We start from the raw sequence: 25,263 nt of genomic DNA, 5'->3' as shown, positions 1-25,263 counted from the left end.
TTTTTACGCCCAATGTAATTTTAAGTTATTGAAGGCTAGTTTAAACGTTTTTTGATCTAAGTCTTGCAACTTTTTGAAACCTGATAGGTTTGACGGATTAAGCTGATAATTTTTTTTGAAATGTAGTGTGTTGTGCTAGTGGCGGTCTGTTGCCCTGCTATCGCTCCAAGTCTTCACTCATGCTTCGTTCAGGGCCTTTCCGCTTTATCAGGTTTATGAACAGTGGCTCTGTATTTTATATACCGATTTAAACCTATCAGGTTTTTGAAACCTGATAGGTTTGTGTGATCATTTGTAGAGAACTAAAATTTACATTCTTAAGTAATTCTGATACTTTTGCTTTATATGGCAAACGAAAAGAAATCTGCAATGAGTTTTATTATGGTTACCCTCCTGATCGATTTTACGGGCTTTGGGCTAATCATTCCGGTGTTACCAAAACTTATACAGGATTTTACCGGCGGTGGCTTTGGTCTGGCGGCAGAATATGGTGGCTGGCTCACACTTGCTTATGCATCGGTACAATTTATATTCTCTCCAATTATCGGTGCAATGAGCGATCGGTATGGACGAAGACCAGTATTATTAAGCTCTTTGTTCGGTTTAGGTGTCGATTATATTTTTTTAGCCTTTGCCCCTTCCATTATTTGGTTATTTGTAGGAAGGATTATTGCCGGTATTACAGGGGCTAGTTTTACAACCGCTCAGGCTTATATTGCAGATGTTTCGCCTCCTGAGAAAAGGGCGCAGAATTTTGGTTTGGTTGGCGCTGCATTCGGCGTTGGTTTTATTTTAGGCCCGGTTTTAGGTGGTATTTTTAGTCATTTTGGTACCCGGGTCCCTTTTATGATTGCTGCAGGTTTATCTTTAATTAACTGGCTTTATGGGTATTTTATCCTGCCAGAATCGTTACCAGTTGAAAAACGAAGGGCGTTTGATTGGAAAAGAGCAAACCCCATCGGCTCGTTGCGGAGCATTGGTAAATATCCGGCATTAGCTGGCTTAATGGCCACGTTATTCTTATTGTATTTTTCCAGTCATTCGGTTCAATCTAACTGGACCTTTTATACCATGGAAAAATTTAAGTGGGATGCTGCATGGGTGGGTTATTCTTTAGGATTTGTGGGTTTGGTTATTGGAATTGTTCAGGGGGGATTAATCAGAGTAATTTTACCAAAAATTGGAGAAAAGAAAGCCGTTTATTTTGGTCTCATTTTGTATATCATCGGCTTTATTGCTTTCGCTTTTGCATCAAAAGGCTGGATGATGTTTGCCTTTATGCTTCCCTATGGTTTGGCAGGAATCGGCGGTCCAGCTATGCAGGGACTTATTTCCAATCAGGTGCCTGCGAATGCACAGGGCGAAATGCAAGGTGTTTTAACTGGTTTACAAAGTTTAGCCGCCATATTTGCGCCTTGGGTAATGACACATATATTTGCTTATTTTATCGAAGGGAAAGCGCCGGTTTATTTTCCTGGCGCACCGTTTATACTGAGCGCAGTTTTAACTTTAATCGGATTGTTTATTGCTATTAGGGCATTGCAGAAGTATCATTAGCCAAGACTTTCTCACTCATGAAAAAAATAATACTATTTACATTTTTATTCCTTATTTATTATTGAAAATAAATGTAGTGCCTAACGACATCAGAATGAAAAGAGTTAAATAATCTTACCATGACGACTTAAAGCAACTCATTGGCCAAATTGGCTAATTCGCTCCTTTCGCCCTTATGCAAGGTGATATGCGCATAAAGCGGATGGTTTTTTGCATTTTCAATCAGGTACGAAAGACCATTACTTTCTGAGTCGAGATAAGGGGTGTCAATTTGGTAAATATCACCGGTAAAAACAATCTTGGTATGCTCACCTGCTCTCGAAATTATTGTTTTCACCTCATGCGGCGTTAAATTCTGTGCTTCATCAATGATAAAGAAAATTTTGGTGAGGGTTCTTCCCCGGATAAAAGCCAGTGGCGCAATCGCTATTTTTTCGGTTACAATTAGTTCATCAATCTTTTCCGACATTTTATCATCGCCAATAAACTGCTCTTTAATAAATCGCAGATTATCCCAAATGGGTGCCATAAAAGGATCAGTTTTCGATTTTGCATCCCCTGGTAAGAAACCGATGTCTTTATTGCTCAGGGAAACAATCGGTCGGGTAACATAAATCTGCCTAAAGTTTTTACGCTGTTCTAATGCGCTTGCCAAAGCCAATAATGTTTTACCTGTCCCAGCGTTCCCCTGTATGCTCACCAGCTTAATTTCAGGATCTAAAAGCGCGTGGATAGCAAATGCCTGTTCAATATTTTTGGGTTTTATTTTAAATATCGAATCGGTTGATACCGCAGAAATTGTTTTTAAACTATTGTTATAAAATACGTTTGCCGTTTTTCTCTTGTTCTTTAAAATATAGAAGTGGTTAGCGTTTTTTGGCGGTAATTCGATCTCACCAGCATCGATAAAAGGCTGTTTTTTTACTTCCTCAATGATCTCGATTGGAAAATCTATAAGTTCGGTCTTCCCAGCATAAAGCTCATCTACGTTTTTAATCTTACCTGTTTCGTAATCTTCTGCATTTAAATCCAAAGCCTTTGCTTTTAACCGCAGGCAGATGTCTTTCGATACCAGTACTACTTTTTTATCTGGATATTCTTCTTTTAAACTTAATGCTGCATTTAAAATCTTATGGTCAGTTTTACCTTTTCCATACACTTCTTCCGCATTTATGGTTAGTGGGCTTTCATTTAAAACTACCTTAAATTTTCCTGATCCTGGACTTTTCAACGAAATCCAATCGCTGATCAGTTTTTGTTTTGAAGTTTCGTCAATAAGGCGGATAAAACTTCTGGCCTCAAAATTCCGCGTATCGTTACCGCTTTTAAAATTATCGAGCTCTTCTAAAACCTGAATGGGAATGGCTACGTCGTGCTCATGGAAGTTATTTATCGCATCATGATCGTATAAAATAACCGAGGTATCTAAAACGAATATCTTTTTTGACGGATTGGAGATTGATTTACCTTTTTTGGCCATTTGGTAAATTTAATATTTTAGGGATAATATGTGGAAGGATTTGCTATTCTTTTTTGATCGAAAGATCAAAATTTTAGACAAAATAAAAACGGGGTCCCTCTTCTTTCGATTCAGTTCCCCGTTTTAACTCTAAAAACAACCGTAGCTGTATTTTAAAGCATCAAATCTTTGTTACCTTGATTTTTCCGTTATCGTTAGGTTTTGCAACTTTTGCGATTCGTGAAAATTTATTTCCAACTCATCCGTCCGTAAACTTCCTAGTTCTCCATAATCTCTGTTTGGGCCTGTGCGATTTTCTTATCGTCCAATCTTTCGATGGTTATATATATCCTTACTCGGTTTAACCCTTTCAGAAATTAATCGTTTTCCCTGTAAACGCTCCGAAACAATTTCCCTTTCGGTTCCTTATCTCTTTTGGCTCGTCTTATCAGAATTCAAAGTACTTCGTATTTGATATAATCTAATTTAGTGCATAAACACAGATTTTCCAAGCAAAAAATAAACGTTTTTATGAACAAAGTTATCCACTTAAAAGTATTGGTTATCAACATGTTGAATTATTGAAATAGCCATTTTTATTTAGTATTTCCTGTTTATTCAACTTTATTAACATTTTAGGGAATCATATTTATAAACAATTCATAATATTTTGTCAATCAATTTATTACCTGTTTTCTGCTTAAATTTTTAAAAAAAGCAAAAAACTTAATTTTAATCGCAACAAAAAACATCACTATTATGTTATTTTTGTAACATGCAGATGAGGCAACCCGTTCGAAATATACAGGACTTTTTATTGAGTACGTATTTTGCTGATGGTCTCCGCATTACTATTGGCGTACTGCTCCCCTCCTTAATTTTTGCCCAGTTTGGCATGTTAAAGTATGGGATGACTTTATCGTTAGGCGCTTTATGTGTAAGCGTGGTAGATAGTCCGGGGCCAATGGTGCACCGAAGAAACGCCATGTTAATTACCTCTGTGCTCATCTTTACCTTCTCTATCATAACAGGCCTAACCAACAAAAACCACTATTTTATCGGCTTTTTATTGGCCATATCGAGTTTTGTGTTTTCGATGTTCTACATCTATGGCATCAGGGCTGCATCGGTTGGCACTGCCGTTCTGCTGATTATGGTTTTGAGCATTGATGATATCCGCCCTTGGCAGGATGTATTGTTATATGCGATTATGGTACTGGCCGGAAGCTTATGGTATACTGGTTTAAGCTATTTTGTATATCGCTTACGTCCTTTTCGTTTGGTACAGCAATCGTTAAGCGATTCTATTTTAGAAGTTGCAGAATTTCTGCGCGAAAAAGCTAAGTTTTATCACCAAAATAACAATTACGATAAAACTTATTCAGATCTGTTACAACTTCAGGTTTCTGTTCACGAAAAACAAGATGCCGTAAGGGAATTACTATTCAGAACCCGCGAAATCGTAAGAGATTCTACTCCTGAGGGTAGATTTTTGTTATTGGTATTTGTAGATATGGTCGACCTGTTCGAACAGGTAATGTCTACCTATTATCATTACCAGCAACTGCATGATCAGTTTGATAAAGTGGGTATATTATCAGATTATGAAATGGCCATTAAGCGGATTTCTTATGCGCTTGATGATATTGCATTTGCATTAAAAAGCGGTGGAACACCTGTTGTTTCAAAACGTTTATTGATTGAGATCGAAAGATTAAAGATCAAAATCAACGATCTGGAAAGGAATAATCAAAATCAGGAGTACAATACCCTGGGCATTATTGCCCTAAAAAATATTGAGGTAAACATCGAAAACATATTGGCAAGGGTTAAAACCATCTTTAGTTATTTTAAAATCAGAAATAGCAAAGATATTAGACAGGCCGAGGTAGATACAGAAAAATTTATCACCAGACAAAAATTCGATTTTAAATTGTTTACAGAGAATTTAACGTATACCTCTTCTACTTTCAGGCATTCGTTACGGGTTACAGTGGTAATGCTTTTGGGTTTTATAGTTGCTCAAATGCTCAATTTCTCACACAGTTACTGGATTCTCCTCACCATTCTGGTTATTTCGAAACCAGGATTTAGTTTAACCAAAGAACGTAATTATCAGCGTTTAATCGGCACCACAGTTGGGGCGTTTATTGGCATGGGCGTAATTACTTACATCCACGATCGGAATACTTTATTTGTGATCTTACTAATATGCATGATTGGCTGTTATAGTTTCCAAAGGAAAAATTATGTAGTAAGTGTACTCTTTATGACGCCGTATATCTTAATCCTATTCGATTTTCTGGGTATGGGATCGATCGCGCTGGCACGTGAAAGGATTTATGATACTTTTATTGGCTCTGGTATTGCGTTATTGGCCAGTTATTCTTTATTTCCGACTTGGGAGTATGAAAAGCTCAAAGAGGCTATGATTGATATCTTAAAAGCAAACAAAGCTTATTACGAGCAAGTGATTAAACTGTATTTTGAGAAAAATTACGACAAAACAGAATATAAACTGGCGAGAAAAGAAGTGTATGTAAGTACGGCAAATTTAGCTTCCCTGTTTCAAAGAATGTTTTCTGAACCAAAAAGCAAACAGTTGTTTATTAAAGAGGTGCATCAGTTTACCGCGCTCAGCCATTTATTGTCTTCTTATATTGCAACGCTTTCGCTCTACAATAAGGAACATCAATTTATCTTCGAGAGTTTCGATGCGCTAAAGCCGATTGCCAATAACACCAATTATTTATTGGATACCTCTATTGATAATCTGGAGCAAGGAACCGGTACAATAGATAATGTGCCATTAATCAGGCTAAATGATAATGGTTTAGTGATAAAAAAAGGTGAAGATTTGGTGCCAGAACAATTCGATCTTATCCAGAAGGTAGCTTACGATATTTATAAGCTATTAGTGAAAATCAAGATTTAGATCAGACTTTATTACCCAAGTAATCTGGCTGTGCATTAGTTCAAGATTTAAACTAAAAACAAAGGCCACTAAAAATTGTTAATTATCCATATTAAGAAAACATTATGGAAAAGCTATATACAGCTGAAGTGACAGCTACTGGTGGAAGAGACGGACACATTAAATCTAGTGATGGAATTTTAGATTTCGATTTAAGAAAACCAAAAGAACTTGGCGGACAAGGCGGTGCTACAAATCCGGAAGAATTATTTGCTGCTGCCTGGGGACCATGTTATTTGGGTGCGTTAGGCGGTGTGGCAGCGCGTGAAGGTATTGATGTTAGCGAAGCAAACGTGAAGGTTTTGGTTTCTTTTAATAAAGACGGAAATGCTTTCGTACTTTCAGCAGATCTGGACGTTCATATTCCAGGTATTTCGCATGAGGAAGCACAAGCTTTGGCCGATAAAGCGCATAGAGCCTGTCCATATTCTAAAGCAACCAGAGGAAATATCGAGGTAAGGGTTACTGCGGTATAGCAAGGCACCTGGCTTAAAAATTGCTGATGCCCCGAAACAAAAAAAGTCCCGATTTTTTCGGGACTTTTTTATTGATTACTTTCTGATTAAACAGCTTCTTGTTCAATTCTTGTATTTGCGGGTCTGCCATTTTTAAAGGCATCGCGGGTTTTTAGTCCCAACAATTCAAACATGGCCATATCATCAATAAATGCAGGATTTGGCGTGGTTAATAATTTATCGCCCGCGAAAATAGAACTTGCACCTGCCATAAAGCAAAAAGCCTGTTCAAGCGTACTCATTTCATTTCTACCAGCTGATAAACGTACCACCGAGTTTGGCATTACGATACGTGCTGTAGCAATCATCCTTACCATGTCCCATATTGGAACGCGCGGTTGATTTTCTAAAGGTGTTCCTTTTACCGGTACTAAAGCATTAACCGGAACTGATTCAGGATGTTTTTCCATGTTTGATAAAGTCTGTAACATCGAAACACGGTCTTCTACAGTTTCACCTAAACCGATAATACCACCACTGCATACCGTTAATTTGGCTTTACGCACGTTTTTAATGGTATTTAAACGATCATCGTAAGTTCTGGTCGAAATAATACGTTTATAATCATCTTCAGAAGTATCGATGTTATGATTGTACGCATATAAACCAGCATCAGCTAAACGTTGTGCCTGGTTTTCGGTAAGCATACCTAATGTACAGCAAACCTCCATATCCATATCATTCACAGCCTTCACCATTTCAATCACGCGGTCAAAATCGCGGTTATCGCGTACTTCGCGCCATGCGGCACCCATACATAAACGTGATGCGCCACCCTCTTTTGCTTTAACAGCAGCACTAACAACCTGGCCAACCTGCATTAATGGCTGTACCTCTAAATCGGTATGGTAACGTGCCGCTTGAGGGCAGTAACTGCAATCTTCGGCACAGCCACCAGTTTTAATCGAAATCAATGAACTTACCTGAACTTCATTATAATCTTTATTTTCTCTGTGGATGGTTGCGGCTTCATAAACCAGATCTAAAAATGGTCTATTATAAATTTCGTGTATTTCTTCTTTTGTCCAATCGTGTCTTGTTTTTTGCATCGGGATCAGATTTTGCAGATTTAATATATGTAGTATTAGTTCAATTTACAGGCGCCTGATTTAGTTTTGCAAGCGTTAAATCTTGGAATTCTAAATCAAGTAAATCCTGATTATAATAAAAGTTTGCTGGCCAGCCCTAAAATTAATAGGAAACCAAAAACATCGGTAAAAGTAGTAATAATTATAGATGATGCAATGGCAGGGTCGATACCTACGCGTTTTAAAATAAGTGGGATTCCTGCACCGGTAATGCCTGCAATAATCAAATTACCTGTCATAGCCAGGAAGATAACCAAACCGAGCATTGGGTTTCCGTCGAAAAAGAAAGCAAAAATAAATACAATTAATCCGTTAGCTGCACCATTAATTAAGCCTACGGTAAATTCTTTTAAAACGGTCCTGTAAGCCTGTTTATCTGTTAAATCATATAACGAAATACGCCTTACCGTTACTGCAAGTGCCTGGGTAGCAGCATTGCCGCCCATCCCAGCAATAATTGTCATATAGGCTGCTAAAGAAGGAATTAGTTTAATCGTCGGATCGAAGTAACGCACTACAGATGATGCTAAGAAAGCTGTGCCCAAATTGATAATTAACCAAGGTAAACGTGATTTTACGGCTTCTACCCAGTTACCACTCAACTCCTCATCTTCCGATACCCCCGAAATTTTTAAGATATCTTCTGTACTTTCTGCTTCCATTACATCGATCACATCATCGAAAGTTACCCTTCCGAGCAATTTTTGATGATCATCTATTACCGGAATACTGGTTAAGTTATACTGCGAAATCAGGTTGGCTACTTCTTCCTGATCGGTATCAGGATGTACATAAACGGCATCAACCTTAACCAACTCTGTTATCTTGGCATTGTGTTTTGCTTTAATGATATCTTTTAACGAAACTATACCTTTAAAAATCTCCTCGTCATCAACTACGTAAATGGTATAAAACTCTTCCATTTCTTCGCTCTGGCGGATAATCTCGTCAATTGCATCTTTTTTGGTGAGGTTTATGTTTACACAGATCAGTTCTGTGTTCATCAAACCACCAGCAGTTTTTTCGTCGTAGGTTAAAAGGTTCCTGATTTCTGAAGCATGATCTTCGGTAAGGTCCTCTAAGATTTCATTCTGTTCATGGTCTTCCAGCTGAGAGATAATGTCTGTTGCATCATCATAATCCAGTTCTTCAACTATCTCAGTACGTTTATCAGGGTGAAGCTGAAAAAGTAAATCCTCGGGATGGGACTCTTCATCCATCTCGGAAATAATCTCAGATGCTATTTCTGCAGGAAGCAGGTTGATAATATGCTGTTGTTCGGATTTATCCAAACGCTCAAACAAAATCGCAATTTCTGAGGCATGATACTCCTCTAAAACTACTTTTAAAGTTTCATCGCCAGCTAAAATTGCATTTTTAACCTTGAGTACGTCGCTTTTATCTATTTCGAATGACTGCATCTATAACCTAACCATAAACGCCCTAAAGCTACAAATATTAAAAGTTGATTTTGCAAAAATTGAGCTTTACGCAATTAAAGTTCTGACATTTTAGCACCTAAATCCATCCTAGCATGTAAAATCCTAGTTATTTCAATTTCTCCATCCTCAATTATCCGATAGAAAATAATATGTTCACCGGCTTTGAATCCTAATACATTTTGGTTTGTTTCTTTATAATTTCTACCAATCTCTGGTTTTTTGGCAATTTGAGTGCAAAATCCAATTAGTAGTTTATAGTATTTGTCTGCTTGGTTTTCAGACCAAACATCATAGGTGTAATCCCAAATTTCACTTAAATCTTCTAGCGCTTTGTTACTAAGAGAGAAGCTAGCCATTTTTCCTTTTTTTGGCTTTTAACATTTCAAGGTGTTTTTTCGGATCAAAGTCTTTCACTATTCCGCTATCAATTCCAACCTGAAGAGCTTCTCTTAAAATTTTGATTTTATTTTCTTCTTCTTCCAATAACCTTAACCCTGCACGAATAACTTCACTAGCATTTTTAAATCTTCCTTCAGAAATTCTTTCATCAACAAAATTTTCAAAATGATCTCCTAAAGCCATAGATGTATTCCGTCCCATTGTTTCAATATTAAAATTTTATTAAAGTTACCAAAAATTGGTACATTTTAAAAAAATAAAAAATTATTTAAACCAACCTTTACGCCAAAAATAAATCACTTGTAAAACCGCAATCACAGCCATTACAATCCAGGTGTATAAATAACCATGTTCGGCATATAATTCTGGCATGTTATCTTTCAATATCTTTCCAGTTGTAGGGTCTTCCCGGCTAAAGTTCATCCCATAAATCCCTGCAATAAAGGTTAATGGAATAAATATGGACGAAATGATGGTCAAAACCTTCATGATTTCGTTCATCCGGTTACTGATAATAGATAAATTCATATCAATATTGGCCGATGCAATCTCTTTTAGGGATTCAATGAAATCAATAATCTGGATACAATGATCGTAAGCATCCTTCATGTAAGTTTTGGTCAGGTCGGATATTAACGGGCTATCGGTGCGGATAATATCGTTAAGTTTATCTCTTTCTGGCCAGGCTACTTTTCGGATCATGATCAACGATCTTTTAATGGCTTGTGTATCATACATGATCCTTTTATCAGGCTGATCATATAGGCGGTCTTCAATTGCATCTAATTCTTCACCCCAAAAATTTAATAAGGCGAAATAATTATCTACAATTACATCCATAATGGCATACATCAGATAACTAATGCCGCCAATACGAATGTTCCCCTTCCCTATTTCCAATCGTTTTCTTACGGGCTCAAAACAGTCGGCATAAGTTTCCTGAAAGGTAATCAATGTACGTTCAGAGAGGATAAAAGAGACCTGATCATTATTTAAAATATTCTCCTCATTTAAAAACAGATGCCTGCTCACTGCAAAAATGTACTTGTCATTATCATATTCATCTAGCTTGGGTCGCTGGTAAGAACTGGTAATATCTTCTAATACAAGCCTGCTGATACCTAATTTTGAATAAAGTGTCTCGAATATATTGGGATCTGCAAGTCCTTTGATATCAAACCAATAACAAAAATCCTTATTTTCAATCAGTTTATCAATATTATTGATATTCTCCAATTCCACTTTTTTATAACTCTTATCGTTATAAATATGAAGTACAATAATTGGTTTTAATGCTTCTTCATCAATAGTGTATAAACCCGGACTGGTACCCGGAGCTGGAACTTTATAGTGCTTATGGCGGTTACGCGGTTTGTTTTTTCCCATACTTTATAAATATAGCCGGGCTTGCGGACCCTGGTTAAACAACAAATCAACAATACTTAAGTTGGGTAAAAATTGATGTCTATCTTCAAAAACCTGATAATATGGCTTATTTTTTACAATATCTTCCTCTTTTTTAGGATTCATACTAGTACGAAAATCAAGCTCGGGAGCAATATTATCAAAATATTCGGTGGTAACTTCGAAGCTTTTATTAAGCTTTAACTTTTTGGAGAGCCATTCTATCAATTCAAGGTTATAATCGAAAAGGAATTCGAATTTTTGATTATAAAACCGCGAAAGTTCATCTTCATAAAACTCAAAATAGGCCGAACTTCTATAGCAACTTTCTAAGCTCATCCAATGTAAACGTTGCCATTTAAAATCATAACTAATCCGTACATCTTTCATTTGCGTGTGTGTTTTTGAGCCTTTAACCACTGGAACGGTAATATCCAGTTTTCCATTGGGCGAATAAATACTGGCTCTGTTACGATAAGTCTGCTTCGCTAAATGCTCGTGTTTTTCAATTAAAAAATCCTCTCCCAGTTTTTGTAATAAACTAAAATAGCCCACTGGTGGAAGATAAAATAATGGAAGTATAGCTGTATTCTGCATTTGAAAATTTATGTTTGTAGTTGAAACGTTTTAAAAATAATGATTAAAAGAGGGATTGCGCACGTTGGCGTATTTTTTTTATACCTGTTATCGCTGCTGCCTTTATCTCTGCTCTTTTTTTTTGCAAGATTACTATATTATCTGCTTTATTACGTAATAGGCTATAGAAAAAAAGTTGTCAGACAGAATTTAACTGTTTCTTTTCCTGAAAAGTCTTCAGCCGAAATTAAGGTTATAGAGAAAAAATTCTTCCTGTATTTGGCTGAACTTATCTTTGAAATTATTAAAATGACCAGTATTTCGAAAGCTGAAATCTTAAAAAGGGTAAAGTTTACTGGTTTGGAACAATTGGAGACTCATTTTAAAACAGGAGAAAGTGTATTAGCCTGTACCGGCCATTATGGCAACTGGGAATTAGGCACATTAGCGCTTGGCCTGAGCATATCAGCTAAAACTATGGTTATTTTTAAACCCATCAAAAATAAAATTTTCGAAACCTGGTTTGATTGTTTGCGGACCAAGTATGGAAATATTTTTATGCCTATGCGACAAACGTTGCGCGGGATAGCCGCTTATAAAAACATACCAACACTTTTATGTTTTGCGAGCGACCAATCACCTACCAGAGAAGAAACCAAATATTTTGTAGATTTTCTGCATCAACCTACTGCAGCGCTTTTAGGCGTAGAAAAAATTGCAAAATCTACTAAAAGACCAATATATTATTTTAAAGTTAATGTAGTTAAAAAGGGCTACTACCATATAGAAGTTTTGCCCATGTGCCTGGATCCGGAACGAATGCATGAATTCGAGATTACTGATCTGCACTTTAAGTTTTTAGAAAATATTATTAAAGAACAGCCGCAATATTGGCTTTGGAGCCATAAGCGCTGGAAATTTAAACCCGAATAAAAAAGAATGAACCCATCTGTAGCTGTTGTAATTTTAAACTGGAATGGAAAAGCATATTTAAAGCAATTTTTACCTGGAATTTTGCTTTCTGCGTATGATAATCTCCAAATTGTAGTGGGCGATAATGCCTCTACTGATGATTCTGTTTCATTTTTACAAGAAAACTTCCCTACTGTTAAAATTATACAGAACGACCAGAATTATGGTTTTGCAGGAGGCTACAACAAGGTTTTAGAACGCGTTGAGGCTGATTATTTTATACTGCTCAATTCGGATGTAGAGGTAATCCCCAATTGGATAAAACCTGTGATCGATTTGATGGAAAGCGATACACAGATTGCTGCGGCGCAACCTAAAATTAAATGGCAGTTAAACAAAAAACAATTTGAGTATGCTGGTGCAGCCGGGGGGTATCTGGATATCTATTCTTTTCCTTTCTGTCGTGGCAGGCTGTTTAATGTATATGAGTTTGACTATGGTCAGTACAATGATACAATCGAAGTTTTTTGGGCAAGTGGAGCGGCATTTTTTATTAAAAGCAAATGTTGGCGAGAAACGGGTGGCTTAGATGCAGATCTTTTTGCACATATGGAGGAAATAGATCTGTGCTGGCGTTTAAAGAATCTGAATTACAAGATTATGTACTGTCCAGATGCCGAAGTTTATCATGTTGGCGGTGGAACACTACAAACAGAGAATCCATTTAAAACTTATCTCAATTTCAGAAACAACCTGATCATCATGCAGAAAAATTTACCTGCCGGTGATGCCATTTTCAGAATAACAATCAGGATGTTTATTGATTTTATTGCATGGTGGCATTTTTTGCTTACCGGAAAGCCTAAATTTACAATGGCAGTAAGCAAAGGCCACTGGCATTTTCTAAAATCACTTTCTAAAACCAATAAAAAACGGAAAGCTGTTCAAAAAACATATAGCCAACATACAGGAGTATATAACAATAGCGTTGTTTGGGCATTTTTTATTAAGAAAATTAAATATTTTTCGAATTTGAAGTAAAATAGCGAATCGTCATACCAAGCTCGATTGGGAATCAAATTACATGAGCTTTAAGATTCCCGTTTGCACGAGAATGACGACCAATCTTTTTGAACTTTAATTGGAATGCAGTCAGATGATGCCATCTGACAGAAGTAATACCAGAGTAGATCAAATTAAATCAATAAACTTTCGATAGCCAAGCGATACCCTTTTATACCAAATCCCGTTAAAACACCTTGACAGTTTTTACCCGTTAAAGAAATGTGGCGGTATTCTTCACGGGCATAAATATTAGATATATGTACCTCTACTACTGGAGTTTTAATAGCTGCAATCGCATCAGCAATGGCAACTGAAGTGTGTGTATAACCGCCAGCATTTAGCACTACCCCATCATAACTAAAACCTACTTCATGCAGTTTATTAATAATTTCGCCCTCAACATTACTCTGATAGTATTCAATTTCGATATTCGGGTAAACTGTTTTTAATTCTTTAATATAATCTTCAATACTGGTGTTTCCATAAATAGATGGTTCGCGTACACCTAATAAGTTTAAGTTTGGCCCGTTAATAATTTGTATTTTCATAATATAATGTTGTAACGTTGCAATGTTATAAAAAAATCTCAAATAAAAACATGCTTTGGTCATCATATATTAAAGGATTTAAATCGTATTTAAAGTTAGAGCGGTCGTTATCTGGCAATTCTGTTGATGCTTATCTGAGCGATATTGATAAATTGATCCAGTATTTTAAATCTTTGAATAAAGCGCCCTTGTTAACCGACATTAGTATAACTGATCTGAAAGCCTTTATCTCATGGCTGAATGAGCTAGGTATGCAAGCCAGTACACAGGCTCGGGTAATATCAGGACTAAAAGCTTTCTTTGCTTATTTAATGCTAGAAGATGTGATTTCAAATGATCCTACAACATTACTTGATGCACCAAAACTCAGTAGAAAATTACCTGATACTTTGAATATTTATGAGATTAATGAACTTATAGCTGCTATAGATGCTTCAAAACCAGATGGAATGCGTAATAAGGCCATTATGGAGGTTTTGTATGGCTGCGGTTTACGGGTAACTGAATTAACCGAATTAAGAATATCAAATCTGTACCCAAAGATCGAATTTATAAAGATAATTGGAAAAGGAAATAAAGAGCGTTTAGTGCCCATCGGAAGCGTGGCCTTAAAACTGCTCGATATTTACATTAATGAAGTTCGGGTACATGCTAATATTAAAAAAGGAAACGAAGATTTTATTTTTTTGAATCGGTTTGGCGCTAAACTTTCCCGTATCTCGATTTTTAACCTGATTAAAAGTCTGGCTATTTCTTCTGGAATAAAGAAAATAATAAGTCCGCATACGTTAAGGCATTCGTTCGCTACACATTTAATTGAAGGTGGGGCTGATTTACGCGCCGTACAGGAAATGCTTGGACATTCGAGTATTACCACGACAGAAATTTATACCCACATCGATCGCGATTATTTAAGAGAGGTAATTACGCAGTTTCATCCGAGATCTTAATTGAAGCGCAGAAAGACTAAAGCATCTTTAATGTAATCCGCAGATGCGGCATTCCTTCAATTATAGATCCTGAAACAAGTTCAGGAGGACGAACGGAGAAAGCCCCATACCAAAGCTAGGTTACTTCCGACTCCTGATCTCTGACATCGGACTTCCAGCTTTAACCATCCGATCCTTCCCTTGCATATCTTTTCTTAACTCAATATCAATAAATCCTTTAGTAGCTAACATATCAATCGTTTCTTTACCTAAATACTCATTAATCTCGAAATAAAGTTGTCCATTAGGTGTTAAGTTTGTTCTCGCAAAGTCAGCGATGGCTTTATAAAATATTAACGGGTTTTCATCGCGAACAAATAATGCTAAATGGGGTTCGTAAACCAATACATTATTATGCATATCTACTTTCTCTAAATCTCTAATATAAGGAGGGTTACTTACAATGATGTCAAACTTTTCTTCAGATTTGAAAGTCAAAATATCTGCTTCAATAAATTTGATCTTCACGTTGATTTGTTGAGCATTTTCTTTGGCTACGGCGATGGCATTAGGAGAAACATCCAATGTAGCTACTTCAGCTTTTGGCAAATGTTTTTTAAGTGTGATGGGAATGCATCCAGAGCCGGTTCCAATATCAAGAATACTGATTTTATGGTTAGTGTTGACTGAAAACTGCGAACTGTTATCTGAAATGATCCAATCAACCAATTCTTCAGTTTCTGGTCTAGGAATAAGCACATGTTCATTAACACAAAAAACAGCGCCGTAAAAATGAGCCTCCTCTAAAATGTGTTGAATTGGTTTGCCGATCTGCAAATCGTTAAGGATACTCAAAAGTTTTTGCATGTTGATAAAACTGACATCGATATCTTTTTGCATGATCAGTTTAGCAGAAGATAAAGCCAAAACCTTCTCGGCAGCAATACTAAATATTGCTTTTGCTTCATTATTATCGTAAAAAGGCTCAAGTTCGAGTTCGTAATGGTCCGCTAGTTCTCCTATCTTCATATGTACAAAATTACTTATTTGAGATGATAACAGCACGCTTTTGATAAGGCCATGACTCTTTTTTTACTACTTTTGCCTTAATGAGCGATGAATTTTATATAAACCGTTGTATTGATCTAGCAGCCTTAGCTTTGGGGAATGTTAGTCCGAACCCAATGGTTGGCTGTGTTATTGTTGTAGACGGCAAAATTATTGGAGAGGGATATCACCAGGAATATGGAAAATCGCACGCCGAACCCAATGCCATTAAAGCTGTATTTGATACACATGGCAATGAGGCCGAAAATCTATTGAAAAAGGCTACCGCTTACGTTAACCTGGAACCTTGCGCGCATTTTGGCAAAACACCGCCCTGTGCCGATTTATTGGTAAAACACAGGCTAAAGAAAGTGGTTATTGGCAATAGAGACCCTTTTTCAGGTGTTGATGGTAAAGGGATCGAGAAACTCAAAAATGCAGGAATTGAGGTAGTGAGTGGGATTTTAGATGATGAATGCCGCAATTTTAACAGAAGATTTTTTACGAGGATACAAAAACAGAGGCCATATATCATTTTAAAATGGGCCGAAACCGTGAATGGTTATTTCGCAACAAAGGATGGTCACCAGAAATGGATCAGTGGAGCTTTGGCTAAACGTTTGGCACATCAATGGCGTAGCGAAGAAGATGCAATCCTGATCGGCAAACAAACTGCCATCGTGGATAACCCGCAGTTAACTTCACGAGAATGGCCGGGTAAAAACCCGATCCGTTTGGTAATCGATAAAAGCCTTCAGGTGCCAGTAACGAACCACATCTTCAATTCAGAGGCAAAAACCATTGTCTTCAATGAGGTTAAAACTGATGTAATTGACAATATCCATTATATCCAGATGGAAGATATGCACTTTTATTTAGCGCAAAAAATCGCTTTTCAGCTTTACCTCATGGATATACAATCGGTCATTATTGAGGGGGGCGCTAATATTTTAAATCAATTTTTAAGTACTAACCTATGGGATGAAGCGCGTATTTTTACTTCATCTACCAGTTGGAGCGATGGGATTTCTTCTCCAAAAATTAATGGCAATCTGGAGGAAACAGTGCAAATCGGAAATGACAAACTTTCTATCTATCTAAACGACATCAAATAAATGATTTACATTATTTTAAGCATTTGCTGCAGTGTTACCGTAGCCGTTTTATTAAAGTTGGCCAAACGGTACCAAATCAGTATTATTCAAGCCGTTACCGTCAATTACTTTGCTGCATTAAGTTTATGTTTTGTTTTTTTTAAACCTGATGTTAAACTGATCACATCTGCTGCACCATGGCCTATTTATATTGCGCTGGCTATTCTATTGCCGTCGATATTTTTATTCCTTGCCGCATCAGTAAAAAAACTTGGCATCGTTAAAACCGACATTGCTCAACGTTTGTCACTATTTATTCCGATACTGGCTGCTTATTTTATCTTTAAAGAAGATTTTAATAACCTAAAAATTATTGGCCTGTCCATTGGTTTTGTGGCTATTTTCTTCACTTTTCTTAGAAAATCAGATCATCAAGAAGCCAGTAAACAAGGTCTAATTTACCCTGTGATGGTTTTCGTCGGTTTTGGCGTAATCGACGTGCTTTTTAAACAAATTGCATTATATAAAGAATTGTCTTATACCACCTCGCTTTTTGCTGTTTTTTGCCTGGCATTTATTGTTTCATTGCTTATTGTAATTTCGATGGTAATGGCTGGTAAAATAAAAATACAACTGGTAAATGTGGCGTGTGGATTCGTTTTAGGCTTCTTCAATTTTGGGAATATCTTTTTTTACATGAAGGCGCATAAAGCATTGGCAGAAAATCCATCTACCGTTTTTGCTGCTATGAATTTAGGGGTAATTATTGCAGGAACCTTAATTGGAGTAATCGCATTTAAAGAAAAGTTGAGCAGATTAAATTACGCAGGTATAATTTTGGCGATTGTAGCCGTTATCTTCATTACACTGTCGCAAAATGCTGTTCGATGATTCTTATAAAACCATCGAAAGTACTTCAGAAGGTATATTTCGAGATAAGGGAAGCAAGTTTATGGCCTATGCCTACCCAATCCGCAGTGAGGATGAAGTAAAACCACTTATCGCCAATCTACGTGCAGAACATACCAAAGCGAGGCATTTTTGTTATGCTTATCGTCTCACGCCCGATCGATCTGTTTTTAGGGTTAACGATGATGGCGAACCTTCGGGCACAGCGGGCAGGCCGATTCTGAACTGTTTATTATCAGAAGATCTCACTAATATCCTAATTGTTGTTGTACGTTATTTTGGAGGTACATTATTAGGTGTTCCTGGTTTAATTAATGCGTATAAATCTGCTAGTATAGCATCAATTAAGATGTCAACAATTATTAGCAAAACAGTTAACGATGTTTATGAAGTGCATTTCGAATATCTGCAAATGAACGAGGTGATGAAGTTAAGCAAAGAAGAAAATCTGCAGATCTTAGGCCAGCAATTTGATACAGACTGCATATTGAAATTTGAAGTGAGAAAAGCACAACTCAATCAGGTTTTGAGTAAATTTGATAAAATTGAAGGTGTTAAATTAAAATACCTGCAAACTGTTTAATAAAAACGCTGATAATATAATAAGCAAGTATAACTATGTTCGTCAGCGAAACTTGCAGATCAATACAAACCAAATATGAAAATATCCGAAAGCGACTTAATCATCAATCCTGATGGCAGCATATACCACCTGAACCTTTTGCCTGGGGATATTGCCGATACGATAATTACCGTTGGCGATCCTGATCGCGTTGGCGAGGTAAGCAAATATTTCGATAAGATAGAATTAAAAAAAGGTAAGCGCGAATTTATTACCCACACTGGTTATGTAGGCAAAAAACGTGTCACCGTGCTCTCAACAGGGATTGGGACGGATAACATTGATATCGTTTTTAATGAGTTAGATGCACTTGTTAATGTTAATTTTGAAACCCGTGAAATTAAAACAGCGCTTACCTCATTAAATATTATTAGAGTAGGTACTTCTGGTGCTGTTCAACCAGATATTCCGATGGGAACCATTTTAGCTTCGTCTTATGGCTTGGGAATGGATGCTTTAATGAATTATTATCTCCAACAATTATCTGGTGATGAACAGCTTTTAATGGATGATATTAAGGCTCATTTTGGTCACCTTAAAAATATTAACCCCTATTTAACGGCTGCAAGTGAAACACTATTAAATACCATTGGTAAAGATATGGCCAAAGGTATAACCATCACTGCACCTGGCTTTTATGCGCCACAGGGTAGAATTGTGCGTGCAAAAAATGCAGTTCCCGATTTTATCGGTCTGATCAATAATTTTAAAAGCAATCAATACCGCATTACCAATCTGGAAATGGAAACCGCAGGAATTTATGCTTTGGCCAAAGTTTTAGGTCACAACGCAATTTCGATAAACGCAATTTTAGCCAGCCGTGTAAAATTCGAATTTAGCAAAGAACCAAACAAAATTGTAGAACAAGCAATAAAAATGGTGTTGGAAAGGATTTAACCCTAAATCGTAATTGCTAGGCACTAAGCAATCTTAAAGCGATGGTTTAACATCGAAAAAAAAGATTTTACTAATAGATCTCTTCACTATGTTTTACTTCGGTCTAGATGACGATTGCAGCGTAATAAAAAAGGCCCCAAATTTCGGGCCTTTTTTATGCGTTTTACTATATTGTTGGTATGATCTCTTTAACCAGTTCGTTTCCTTCAGCATCTAAATAAGTACAGGTCATTTCGTCCAGATCGGTAACCCATTTCTCTACTCCCGCATCCGCTGCCTGTTTGCAAAACGTAAAATAATCTGTTTCACCTTTTTGGTGTATTTTCAACGCGTGTTCGAGTTTATCAGATGATGATTCTGTATTCACTATCAGCGTTGGGTACGCATCAGGACTCACCTGTTGAGCATTATCTTCATTATCAAAATAAATCGATAAGCCGTTTGATACATAAACATCATTACGCTTAACACCCATTTCCTTAATTTCTTTTATAAAATGAGGAAAATCTGCACCAGTTTTAATTTTTGATTCTGCTGCCCGGATGTTTTCGATCGTAAACATAATTTATCTGTTTAATGAAACTTTGTAAATTGTTGTTTGCGTGTACAGGTCATCCGGTCTTAAAATGGTACTAGGAAATGTCGGAATATTAACGGCATTTGGATGGTGTTGTGTTTCTACACAAAAGGCACCATAACTATCATAATCTTTTCCATCCTTACCGTTCTTTACCCCTAAATACTTCGCTGTGTACAAATGGGCTACCGGTTCTGTAGTGTATACGCTTAGAACTAAACCGCTTTCATCCTCAATTGTTTTACTGGCCAGCGATAAATCGCCATAAATCTTATCTAAAACGAACGTTTGATCATAGCCTTCATCTTCATTCCAATCCTGCCCTATTTTTTTTGATTTGGTAAAATCCAAAGGTGTACCCTCAACAGGAATTAATGTACCAGTTACCGAATAATTATCATCTTGCTCCAAATAGTTTGAAGCGAAAATCTGCTGTTTATGGTTTTTGATATTTCCGCCTCCGGGTGCCAGATTAAAATAACTATGGTGTGTTAAATTTATGGCTGTAGCTTTATCTGTTTCTGCTTCATAACTTAAAATCAATTCATCATTTTCAGTCAGTTCGAAAGTTAAATCAATAACCAGGTTTCCAGGAAAATTTTCCTCGCCGTCTACGCTTTCATATTGCAGGGTAACCGAAGGTTGTGCCCCATCATTAATTTCAACAATATCCCAAACTTTTTTGTCAAAGCCTACTATACCACCATGCAGCGTGTCGGTACCAGCGTTTTGTGCCAACTGATAGGTTTCATCATCAATAATGAGTCTTCCATTTTTAATGCGATTGGCATATCGGCCAATTATAGCACCAAAATAAGGGTAGTTTGCTAAATACGCTGGATTGAGGTATTCGTCAAATGTATCGAAGCCAAGAACGATATCCTGCTTTTCACCTTTGGCATTCTTAACTATAAATTTGTTGATAATTGTACCATAATTAAATATTTTGACATAAGTGCCTTTGCTATTGGTTAGTTCGATTGCGATAACTTCTTCGCCATCAATAATTTTTCCGGTGGGTATTTGCTGAATGCTCATAAATTGTAACTTAGGGCTTTTGTTTCCTAAACAAACATACTATTATTAATGCTTTTTATAAATATATTTTAGCCAAATGAACATTAACCTACGGGAAAAATTTGCCGAGCAATACCATAAAAATGCTGATGCCATTTATTTTACACCTGGCCGGGTTAACCTCATTGGAGAGCATATTGACTATAATGGTGGTTTGGTTATGCCCTGTGCTATCTCCTTAGGAACATGGGTAGCCATTGCCCCGAATAACGATGGCAGATTTAGGTTTAAAAGTCTAAACTTCGATGCTCAAACAGCAGTACCAAGCAATACCATAAACGAAAAAGATGGTAGCCTTTGGGCGAATTACCCCATTGGTGTAATCAACGAATTTATAAAAGATGGTAAGGAAATTAACGGCTTAGATTTTCTCTTCTACGGAAACATTCCAATCGGATCAGGTCTTTCTTCTTCAGCTTCTATAGAAATAGCCACTGCTTATGCACTGAATACCTATTTTAATCTGGGTTACGATAAATTGGCGCTTGTTAAAATCGCTAAACGCGTTGAGAATGATTTTATCGGTCTAAATTCGGGCATTATGGACCAGTTTGCAGTTACTTTTGGAGAAAAAGATAAAGCCATTGTTTTAGATTGTGAAACCTTAAAATACAAAATGGTTGATATTGACCTTGGCAATTATGTGCTGGCGATCATTAATACGAATAAGTCGCGCGAATTATCCGATTCTAAGTATAATGAGCGCGTTGCAGAATGTCAAACAGCATTAAAACTATTAAACGAAGAAATAAGCCTTCATTACCTTTGCGAATTAACCGCTGAGAAATTTGCCCTGCACAGTCATGTAATAACCGATAAAACTATTTTAAACCGTGCTACACATGTTGTTAAAGAGAATGACCGGGTTCATTTAGCGGCTAAAGCATTAAATGGAGGAGACTTAACAGCGTTTGGTCGTTTGATGTATGCATCTCATGAATCTTTGCGAACATTATACGAAGTAAGTGGAAAGGAACTGGATACGATAGTTGATTTTTGCGCTGGGTATAATCATGTAATCGGTGCGCGGATGACGGGTGCCGGATTTGGTGGTTGTGCAATAGCTTTGTTAGAGAAAGGCTTTGAAGAAGACTTTGCAAAACATTTAACTGATTATTATGTAGAAAAGATTGGCTATTCTGCTGCAATCTACGTTAGCGAAATTGGCAGTGGCCCGTATTTAATAACAGATTAACACCCCTAGCCTACTGTTTAGGTAAGAATAAACATAGATTCGAGATGTAATGTAATCGGTGTAATCCCTGCATCTCTGTAATCACTTTAAAAATAATGAGAAAATTAAAATTAGACGAATTAAACCGTCCTGATATTGAAGCTTTTAAAACACAGGAAAAACTACCTGTTGTAGTGGTTTTGGATAATGTTCGCAGTATGCACAATGTAGGCTCGGTTTTCCGTACCGCAGATGGGTTTGCTTTAGAAAAAGTAATACTTTGTGGTATAACCGCCCAACCACCGCACCGTGAGATTGAAAAAACAGCATTAGGCGCTACACAATCTGTTGATTGGATACATTATACAGATACGTTACAGGCTGTTGATACCTTAAGAGCTTTAGGTTATGAAATCGTTGCTATTGAGCAAGCAGAAAATAGTACCATGTTAAACACTTTTCAGCCCGATCCAAACAAAAAATATGCATTGATTTTTGGAAATGAGGTTGATGGTGTGAGCGATGAGGTAATGGCCAAAATTGATGAATGTATCGAAATCCCTCAGTTTGGAACTAAACATTCTTTTAATATTGTGATTTCTGCTGGTATCGTTTTTTGGGATTTCTTTGCTAAATTAAGGTTGTAACTTATCCAGCTTTTTTATCAAGGAGAGTACAGAGAACCACAGCGTTTTTTTTTTGCAATATCATCTTCTGGCCTCAGGCTATTTATTAAATGGAAAATTTATTCTTAAAAAAACTTCAGGTAAGACCTGGTAATGTGATTAAGGTAGTTAATGCTCCTGAGAAAGGGGGTGCTATATTTGGTGATATCCCTTTGGATATTGTAATAAAATATAATGAAGAAGCTGTTTTTAATGTATTGATCGCTTTCACCATAAACAAAGATCAGCTCGATAAGCAGATTAAAAATAATCTTAAATATATTGATGCCAAGACTATTATCTGGATATTCTACCCGAAGAAAACATCAAATATCAAATCCGATCTTGATCTGATGAAAAGCTGGAAAGAACTGGATGTTTTTGGTTTAACACCATGTGCATCGGCAGCAGTAAACGAAACCTGGACAGCCTTACGGCTGAAGCGCATCACAGAAGTTAAGCCATCTGGAATGCGGAACGATCACATTAAAACCAACGGGTTTGGTGAATATATAGATCCGGTGAATAAAACTGTTAAACTCCCTGAAGATTTAAAAACCCTTTTAGAAAGCCATCCTAAAGCATTAGATTACTTTAACCAACTCGCTTACAGCCACAGGAAAGAATATGTGCTCTGGCTTTTATCTGCAAAACAGGAAAAGACGCGTATAAGCAGGCTCGAAAAAACACTAGAGATGTTATTGAATAATAAGAAAAATCCGTCAGACAAGTAGAATTTAAACTACTACATTAAAGTTATTTTAAAATTTTTGTATAGAATACTATACAAAAACCAACACGATTTCAGTTGTATGGTAATATTTTTGTGAAATTAATTTACCCTCCTAATCTTCTGATAATATGCTATTTGTAAGAAAAATAATGCTTTTGGCAGGGTTTTTTCTTAGTCTATGCAAAACAGTATGATATAAAAACTGTTAAGAGACTAATATTTACAAAATAGAAAAACATGAATACAAAAATTACTAAATCAACAATGTTGATTGCTTTATTAGGTTTATCATCACAATTATTTGCACAGGAAACGCCAACTACTACAACTGGTTCTAGGTTTGGAGAAAAATCTTTTCGTACCTGGAGCGTAGGTGTACATGGAGGCATACTTTCTCCTAATACTATTTTCGGTTCTGGAAGTGTTACAGCAAAAGAATTTAAAAGTATCGGTTACGGAGTAAATGTTAGAAAACAAATTTTACCATCTTTAGGCCTGCAGGCTGACTTTTTAAGAGGTGATATCAAATCAACCAACGGAACTACTGATTTTCAACAGAGTGTTCAATGGTCTGGCGCCTTAACTGCTGTTTTTAACGTTGCTAATATCAATATTAATAACGAAAATGCAATTTTAATCCCCTACTTAAAAGGTGGTGCAGGTTATATGTCGTCTGATTACAGTACAAGCGGTGCAATTGTTAGCGAAAGTAAAGGCAGAGAAGGTTGGTTTATTCCAGTGGGTGCCGGTGTTAAATTAGGCGTTGCGAAAGGAATAAATATTGATTTGGGTTATGATGTTAACTTCATTAAATCTCCTGAATCATTACCGAAAAGTAGATTTGCCTATGCGCATGCTGGTGTAGAATTTGCATTAGGTAGTAAAGAAAAACCTCAATTGCAGAACTATAGCTCATTAGCAAACTTACGCAAAGAAAGTGCTGAAGAAAGTGCTGAATTAAGAAGAGCACTATCAACTGCTGAGCAAAATGCACAACGTGATAGAGAACAATATGCTAAAGATTTGGGTGATGATGATAATGATGGTGTAGCAAACAAATTTGATAAATGCCCTGGAACTGCATCGGGTACAGTTGTTGATGGTTCTGGTTGCCCAATCAAAGTTCAACGCGAAATTATTAAAGAAACCAAAGTAATTACCGAGGCTGACCGTAAAGTGGTTAGAGATGCAATTTCTAACTTAGAGTTCGATTTAGGTAAATCGACTATCCGTTCTAAATCGTATGCTACTTTAAATCGCGTTGCTGGTTTATTGGTAGAGAAAAACTTTAGCTTAAAATTAGCTGGTCATACTGATAATACCGGTAGCAGAGAGTTAAACTTACGTTTATCTAAAGACAGAGCCGAATCGGTAAAAGCTTATTTAGTATCTCAAGGTGCAAATGCATCAAGAATCGAAGCTACAGGTTACGGACCTGACCAACCAATTGCAACCAACAAAACTGCAGCTGGCCGTCAACAAAACCGTCGTGTAGAGTTTACTTTATACTAACCGGAATTAACGGTTAACAGAAAAGCTCCTCAGATTTAATTCTGAGGAGCTTTTTTTGTTGTTGCGTCATGCTGAACTCGTTTCAGCA

The 25,263-nt window shown here is 36.7% G+C and carries 25 protein-coding genes; 14 read left to right on the top strand and 11 right to left on the bottom strand.

Translation table 11 applies throughout. The features are described 5' to 3' along the window. Nucleotides 1–345 precede the first annotated feature (345 nt). Entirely contained in the window at nt 346–1,557 is a 1,212-nt protein-coding gene (locus FHT21_RS09580; protein WP_167294453.1) for a TCR/Tet family MFS transporter, read from the top strand. Between the two features lie 127 nt (nt 1,558–1,684). On the opposite strand, the gene FHT21_RS09575 is transcribed toward FHT21_RS09580, so the two are convergent. Beyond that, nucleotides 1,685–3,037, bottom strand: a complete 1,353-nt coding sequence (locus FHT21_RS09575; RefSeq protein WP_167294452.1) for a PhoH family protein — start codon at nt 3,035–3,037, stop codon at nt 1,685–1,687. Nucleotides 3,038–3,833: 796 nt separating this feature from the next. Here FHT21_RS09575 and FHT21_RS09570 point away from each other — a divergent pair. Together FHT21_RS09570 and FHT21_RS09565 are read left to right on the top strand one after the other, a co-directional pair. Continuing rightward, nucleotides 3,834–5,951 carry an FUSC family membrane protein gene (locus FHT21_RS09570; RefSeq protein ID WP_223833684.1) on the top strand — a complete coding sequence of 706 codons (2,118 nt, stop codon included), beginning with the start codon at nt 3,834–3,836 and terminating at the stop codon, nt 5,949–5,951. Nucleotides 5,952–6,055: 104 nt separating this feature from the next. Continuing rightward, the gene (locus FHT21_RS09565) at nt 6,056–6,466 is read left to right on the top strand and encodes an organic hydroperoxide resistance protein (protein ID WP_167294450.1); all 411 of its coding nucleotides are present in this window, start codon (nt 6,056–6,058) and stop codon (nt 6,464–6,466) included. Between the two features lie 86 nt (nt 6,467–6,552). On the opposite strand, the gene bioB is transcribed toward FHT21_RS09565, so the two are convergent. From bioB to FHT21_RS09535, 6 genes are all read right to left on the bottom strand, one after another. Then, the gene (bioB, locus tag FHT21_RS09560; protein ID WP_086546446.1) at nt 6,553–7,554 is read right to left on the bottom strand and encodes a biotin synthase BioB; all 1,002 of its coding nucleotides are present in this window, start codon (nt 7,552–7,554) and stop codon (nt 6,553–6,555) included. A 110-nt stretch (nt 7,555–7,664) separates the two neighbouring features. Continuing rightward, on the bottom strand, nt 7,665–9,014 hold the full coding sequence (gene mgtE, locus FHT21_RS09555; RefSeq protein WP_167294449.1) for a magnesium transporter: 1,350 nt from the start codon (nt 9,012–9,014) through the stop codon (nt 7,665–7,667). Between the two features lie 74 nt (nt 9,015–9,088). Beyond that, entirely contained in the window at nt 9,089–9,391 is a 303-nt protein-coding gene (locus tag FHT21_RS09550; protein WP_167294448.1) for a type II toxin-antitoxin system RelE/ParE family toxin, read from the bottom strand. Continuing rightward, nucleotides 9,384–9,635 carry a type II toxin-antitoxin system ParD family antitoxin gene (locus FHT21_RS09545; protein WP_167294447.1) on the bottom strand — a complete coding sequence of 84 codons (252 nt, stop codon included), beginning with the start codon at nt 9,633–9,635 and terminating at the stop codon, nt 9,384–9,386. Before FHT21_RS09545 ends, FHT21_RS09550 begins: the two co-directional genes overlap by 8 nt. Before the next feature lie 63 nt (nt 9,636–9,698). Next, complete coding sequence (gene corA / locus FHT21_RS09540; RefSeq protein ID WP_167294446.1) at nt 9,699–10,820, bottom strand: magnesium/cobalt transporter CorA; 1,122 nt, start codon at nt 10,818–10,820, stop codon at nt 9,699–9,701. Nucleotides 10,821–10,823: 3 nt separating this feature from the next. Then, nucleotides 10,824–11,435: a WbqC family protein gene (locus FHT21_RS09535; RefSeq protein WP_167294445.1), complete on the bottom strand. Its 612-nt coding sequence runs from the start codon at nt 11,433–11,435 to the stop codon at nt 10,824–10,826. A gap of 39 nt (nt 11,436–11,474) precedes the next feature. Here FHT21_RS09535 and FHT21_RS09530 point away from each other — a divergent pair, with 39 nt between their 5' ends. Both FHT21_RS09530 and FHT21_RS09525 read left to right on the top strand, forming a co-directional pair. Then, nucleotides 11,475–12,347 (top strand): lysophospholipid acyltransferase family protein, encoded by an 873-nt coding sequence (locus FHT21_RS09530; RefSeq protein ID WP_167294444.1) that lies wholly within the window; start codon nt 11,475–11,477, stop codon nt 12,345–12,347. A gap of 6 nt (nt 12,348–12,353) precedes the next feature. Further along, the gene (locus tag FHT21_RS09525; RefSeq protein ID WP_167294443.1) at nt 12,354–13,367 is read left to right on the top strand and encodes a glycosyltransferase family 2 protein; all 1,014 of its coding nucleotides are present in this window, start codon (nt 12,354–12,356) and stop codon (nt 13,365–13,367) included. Between the two features lie 155 nt (nt 13,368–13,522). Here FHT21_RS09525 and aroQ read toward each other — a convergent pair whose 3' ends face one another. Next, entirely contained in the window at nt 13,523–13,939 is a 417-nt protein-coding gene (gene aroQ / locus FHT21_RS09520; RefSeq protein ID WP_208398899.1) for a type II 3-dehydroquinate dehydratase, read from the bottom strand. Nucleotides 13,940–13,989: 50 nt separating this feature from the next. Here aroQ and xerD point away from each other — a divergent pair, with 50 nt between their 5' ends. Then, on the top strand, nt 13,990–14,889 hold the full coding sequence (gene xerD / locus FHT21_RS09515) for a site-specific tyrosine recombinase XerD (protein WP_167294442.1): 900 nt from the start codon (nt 13,990–13,992) through the stop codon (nt 14,887–14,889). 120 nt (nt 14,890–15,009) lie between these two features. On the opposite strand, the gene prmC is transcribed toward xerD, so the two are convergent. Then, nucleotides 15,010–15,897, bottom strand: coding sequence for a peptide chain release factor N(5)-glutamine methyltransferase (gene prmC / locus FHT21_RS09510; protein ID WP_167294441.1), 888 nt, complete (start codon nt 15,895–15,897; stop codon nt 15,010–15,012). An 80-nt stretch (nt 15,898–15,977) separates the two neighbouring features. Between prmC and ribD the strand changes: the two genes are divergently transcribed. The 4 genes from ribD (at nt 15,978) to FHT21_RS09490 (ending at nt 19,437) form a co-directional block, all read left to right on the top strand. Continuing rightward, nucleotides 15,978–17,030, top strand: a complete 1,053-nt coding sequence (gene ribD / locus FHT21_RS09505) for a bifunctional diaminohydroxyphosphoribosylaminopyrimidine deaminase/5-amino-6-(5-phosphoribosylamino)uracil reductase RibD (RefSeq protein WP_167294440.1) — start codon at nt 15,978–15,980, stop codon at nt 17,028–17,030. After that, complete coding sequence (locus FHT21_RS09500; RefSeq protein ID WP_167294439.1) at nt 17,031–17,900, top strand: DMT family transporter; 870 nt, start codon at nt 17,031–17,033, stop codon at nt 17,898–17,900. Further along, on the top strand, nt 17,887–18,501 hold the full coding sequence (locus tag FHT21_RS09495) for a YigZ family protein (RefSeq protein WP_167294438.1): 615 nt from the start codon (nt 17,887–17,889) through the stop codon (nt 18,499–18,501). The genes FHT21_RS09500 and FHT21_RS09495 overlap by 14 nt, the downstream gene beginning before the upstream one ends. Nucleotides 18,502–18,576: 75 nt before the next feature. Next, a complete protein-coding gene (locus FHT21_RS09490) occupies nt 18,577–19,437 on the top strand; it encodes a nucleoside phosphorylase (protein ID WP_167294437.1) in 861 nt (286 codons plus the stop codon). Between the two features lie 166 nt (nt 19,438–19,603). Here FHT21_RS09490 and FHT21_RS09485 read toward each other — a convergent pair whose 3' ends face one another. Beyond that, the gene (locus tag FHT21_RS09485; RefSeq protein WP_167294436.1) at nt 19,604–19,999 is read right to left on the bottom strand and encodes a DUF1398 family protein; all 396 of its coding nucleotides are present in this window, start codon (nt 19,997–19,999) and stop codon (nt 19,604–19,606) included. Nucleotides 20,000–20,002: 3 nt separating this feature from the next. Then, nucleotides 20,003–21,052: an aldose epimerase family protein gene (locus tag FHT21_RS09480; RefSeq protein WP_167294435.1), complete on the bottom strand. Its 1,050-nt coding sequence runs from the start codon at nt 21,050–21,052 to the stop codon at nt 20,003–20,005. 76 nt (nt 21,053–21,128) lie between these two features. On the opposite strand from FHT21_RS09480, the gene FHT21_RS09475 reads away from it, so the two are divergent. From FHT21_RS09475 to FHT21_RS09460, 4 genes are all read left to right on the top strand, one after another. Then, nucleotides 21,129–22,286, top strand: coding sequence for a galactokinase (locus FHT21_RS09475; RefSeq protein ID WP_167294434.1), 1,158 nt, complete (start codon nt 21,129–21,131; stop codon nt 22,284–22,286). 95 nt (nt 22,287–22,381) lie between these two features. After that, entirely contained in the window at nt 22,382–22,912 is a 531-nt protein-coding gene (locus FHT21_RS09470) for an RNA methyltransferase (protein ID WP_167294433.1), read from the top strand. Between the two features lie 89 nt (nt 22,913–23,001). Then, nucleotides 23,002–23,664: a YdeI/OmpD-associated family protein gene (locus FHT21_RS09465; RefSeq protein ID WP_167294432.1), complete on the top strand. Its 663-nt coding sequence runs from the start codon at nt 23,002–23,004 to the stop codon at nt 23,662–23,664. A gap of 236 nt (nt 23,665–23,900) precedes the next feature. Next, a complete protein-coding gene (locus FHT21_RS09460) occupies nt 23,901–25,175 on the top strand; it encodes an OmpA family protein (RefSeq protein ID WP_167294431.1) in 1,275 nt (424 codons plus the stop codon). Nucleotides 25,176–25,263 lie beyond the last annotated feature (88 nt).

The organism is Pedobacter sp. SG908, from assembly GCF_011759615.1.
Classification (GTDB): Bacteria; Bacteroidota; Bacteroidia; order Sphingobacteriales; family Sphingobacteriaceae; genus Pedobacter; species Pedobacter riviphilus.
The sequence above is the reverse complement of the archived record's forward strand: the minus strand, read 5'-3'. Positions and strand labels throughout refer to the sequence as shown.

What these genes read in the sequence shown, in the direction of transcription:
- FHT21_RS09580 (WP_167294453.1), top strand. Translation starts at nt 346, where the DNA reads ATGGCAAACGAAAAGAAATCTGCAATGAGTTTTATTATGGTTACCCTC.
- FHT21_RS09575 (WP_167294452.1), bottom strand. Translation starts at nt 3,037, where the DNA reads ATGGCCAAAAAAGGTAAATCAATCTCCAATCCGTCAAAAAAGATATTC.
- FHT21_RS09565 (WP_167294450.1), top strand. Translation starts at nt 6,056, where the DNA reads ATGGAAAAGCTATATACAGCTGAAGTGACAGCTACTGGTGGAAGAGAC.
- bioB (WP_086546446.1), bottom strand. Translation starts at nt 7,554, where the DNA reads ATGCAAAAAACAAGACACGATTGGACAAAAGAAGAAATACACGAAATT.
- mgtE (WP_167294449.1), bottom strand. Translation starts at nt 9,014, where the DNA reads ATGCAGTCATTCGAAATAGATAAAAGCGACGTACTCAAGGTTAAAAAT.
- FHT21_RS09550 (WP_167294448.1), bottom strand. Translation starts at nt 9,391, where the DNA reads ATGGCTAGCTTCTCTCTTAGTAACAAAGCGCTAGAAGATTTAAGTGAA.
- FHT21_RS09545 (WP_167294447.1), bottom strand. Translation starts at nt 9,635, where the DNA reads ATGGGACGGAATACATCTATGGCTTTAGGAGATCATTTTGAAAATTTT.
- corA (WP_167294446.1), bottom strand. Translation starts at nt 10,820, where the DNA reads ATGGGAAAAAACAAACCGCGTAACCGCCATAAGCACTATAAAGTTCCA.
- FHT21_RS09535 (WP_167294445.1), bottom strand. Translation starts at nt 11,435, where the DNA reads ATGCAGAATACAGCTATACTTCCATTATTTTATCTTCCACCAGTGGGC.
- FHT21_RS09530 (WP_167294444.1), top strand. Translation starts at nt 11,475, where the DNA reads ATGATTAAAAGAGGGATTGCGCACGTTGGCGTATTTTTTTTATACCTG.
- FHT21_RS09525 (WP_167294443.1), top strand. Translation starts at nt 12,354, where the DNA reads ATGAACCCATCTGTAGCTGTTGTAATTTTAAACTGGAATGGAAAAGCA.
- aroQ (WP_208398899.1), bottom strand. Translation starts at nt 13,939, where the DNA reads ATGAAAATACAAATTATTAACGGGCCAAACTTAAACTTATTAGGTGTA.
- xerD (WP_167294442.1), top strand. Translation starts at nt 13,990, where the DNA reads ATGCTTTGGTCATCATATATTAAAGGATTTAAATCGTATTTAAAGTTA.
- prmC (WP_167294441.1), bottom strand. Translation starts at nt 15,897, where the DNA reads ATGAAGATAGGAGAACTAGCGGACCATTACGAACTCGAACTTGAGCCT.
- ribD (WP_167294440.1), top strand. Translation starts at nt 15,978, where the DNA reads ATGAGCGATGAATTTTATATAAACCGTTGTATTGATCTAGCAGCCTTA.
- FHT21_RS09500 (WP_167294439.1), top strand. Translation starts at nt 17,031, where the DNA reads ATGATTTACATTATTTTAAGCATTTGCTGCAGTGTTACCGTAGCCGTT.
- FHT21_RS09495 (WP_167294438.1), top strand. Translation starts at nt 17,887, where the DNA reads ATGCTGTTCGATGATTCTTATAAAACCATCGAAAGTACTTCAGAAGGT.
- FHT21_RS09490 (WP_167294437.1), top strand. Translation starts at nt 18,577, where the DNA reads ATGAAAATATCCGAAAGCGACTTAATCATCAATCCTGATGGCAGCATA.
- FHT21_RS09485 (WP_167294436.1), bottom strand. Translation starts at nt 19,999, where the DNA reads ATGTTTACGATCGAAAACATCCGGGCAGCAGAATCAAAAATTAAAACT.
- FHT21_RS09480 (WP_167294435.1), bottom strand. Translation starts at nt 21,052, where the DNA reads ATGAGCATTCAGCAAATACCCACCGGAAAAATTATTGATGGCGAAGAA.
- FHT21_RS09475 (WP_167294434.1), top strand. Translation starts at nt 21,129, where the DNA reads ATGAACATTAACCTACGGGAAAAATTTGCCGAGCAATACCATAAAAAT.
- FHT21_RS09470 (WP_167294433.1), top strand. Translation starts at nt 22,382, where the DNA reads ATGAGAAAATTAAAATTAGACGAATTAAACCGTCCTGATATTGAAGCT.
- FHT21_RS09465 (WP_167294432.1), top strand. Translation starts at nt 23,002, where the DNA reads ATGGAAAATTTATTCTTAAAAAAACTTCAGGTAAGACCTGGTAATGTG.
- FHT21_RS09460 (WP_167294431.1), top strand. Translation starts at nt 23,901, where the DNA reads ATGAATACAAAAATTACTAAATCAACAATGTTGATTGCTTTATTAGGT.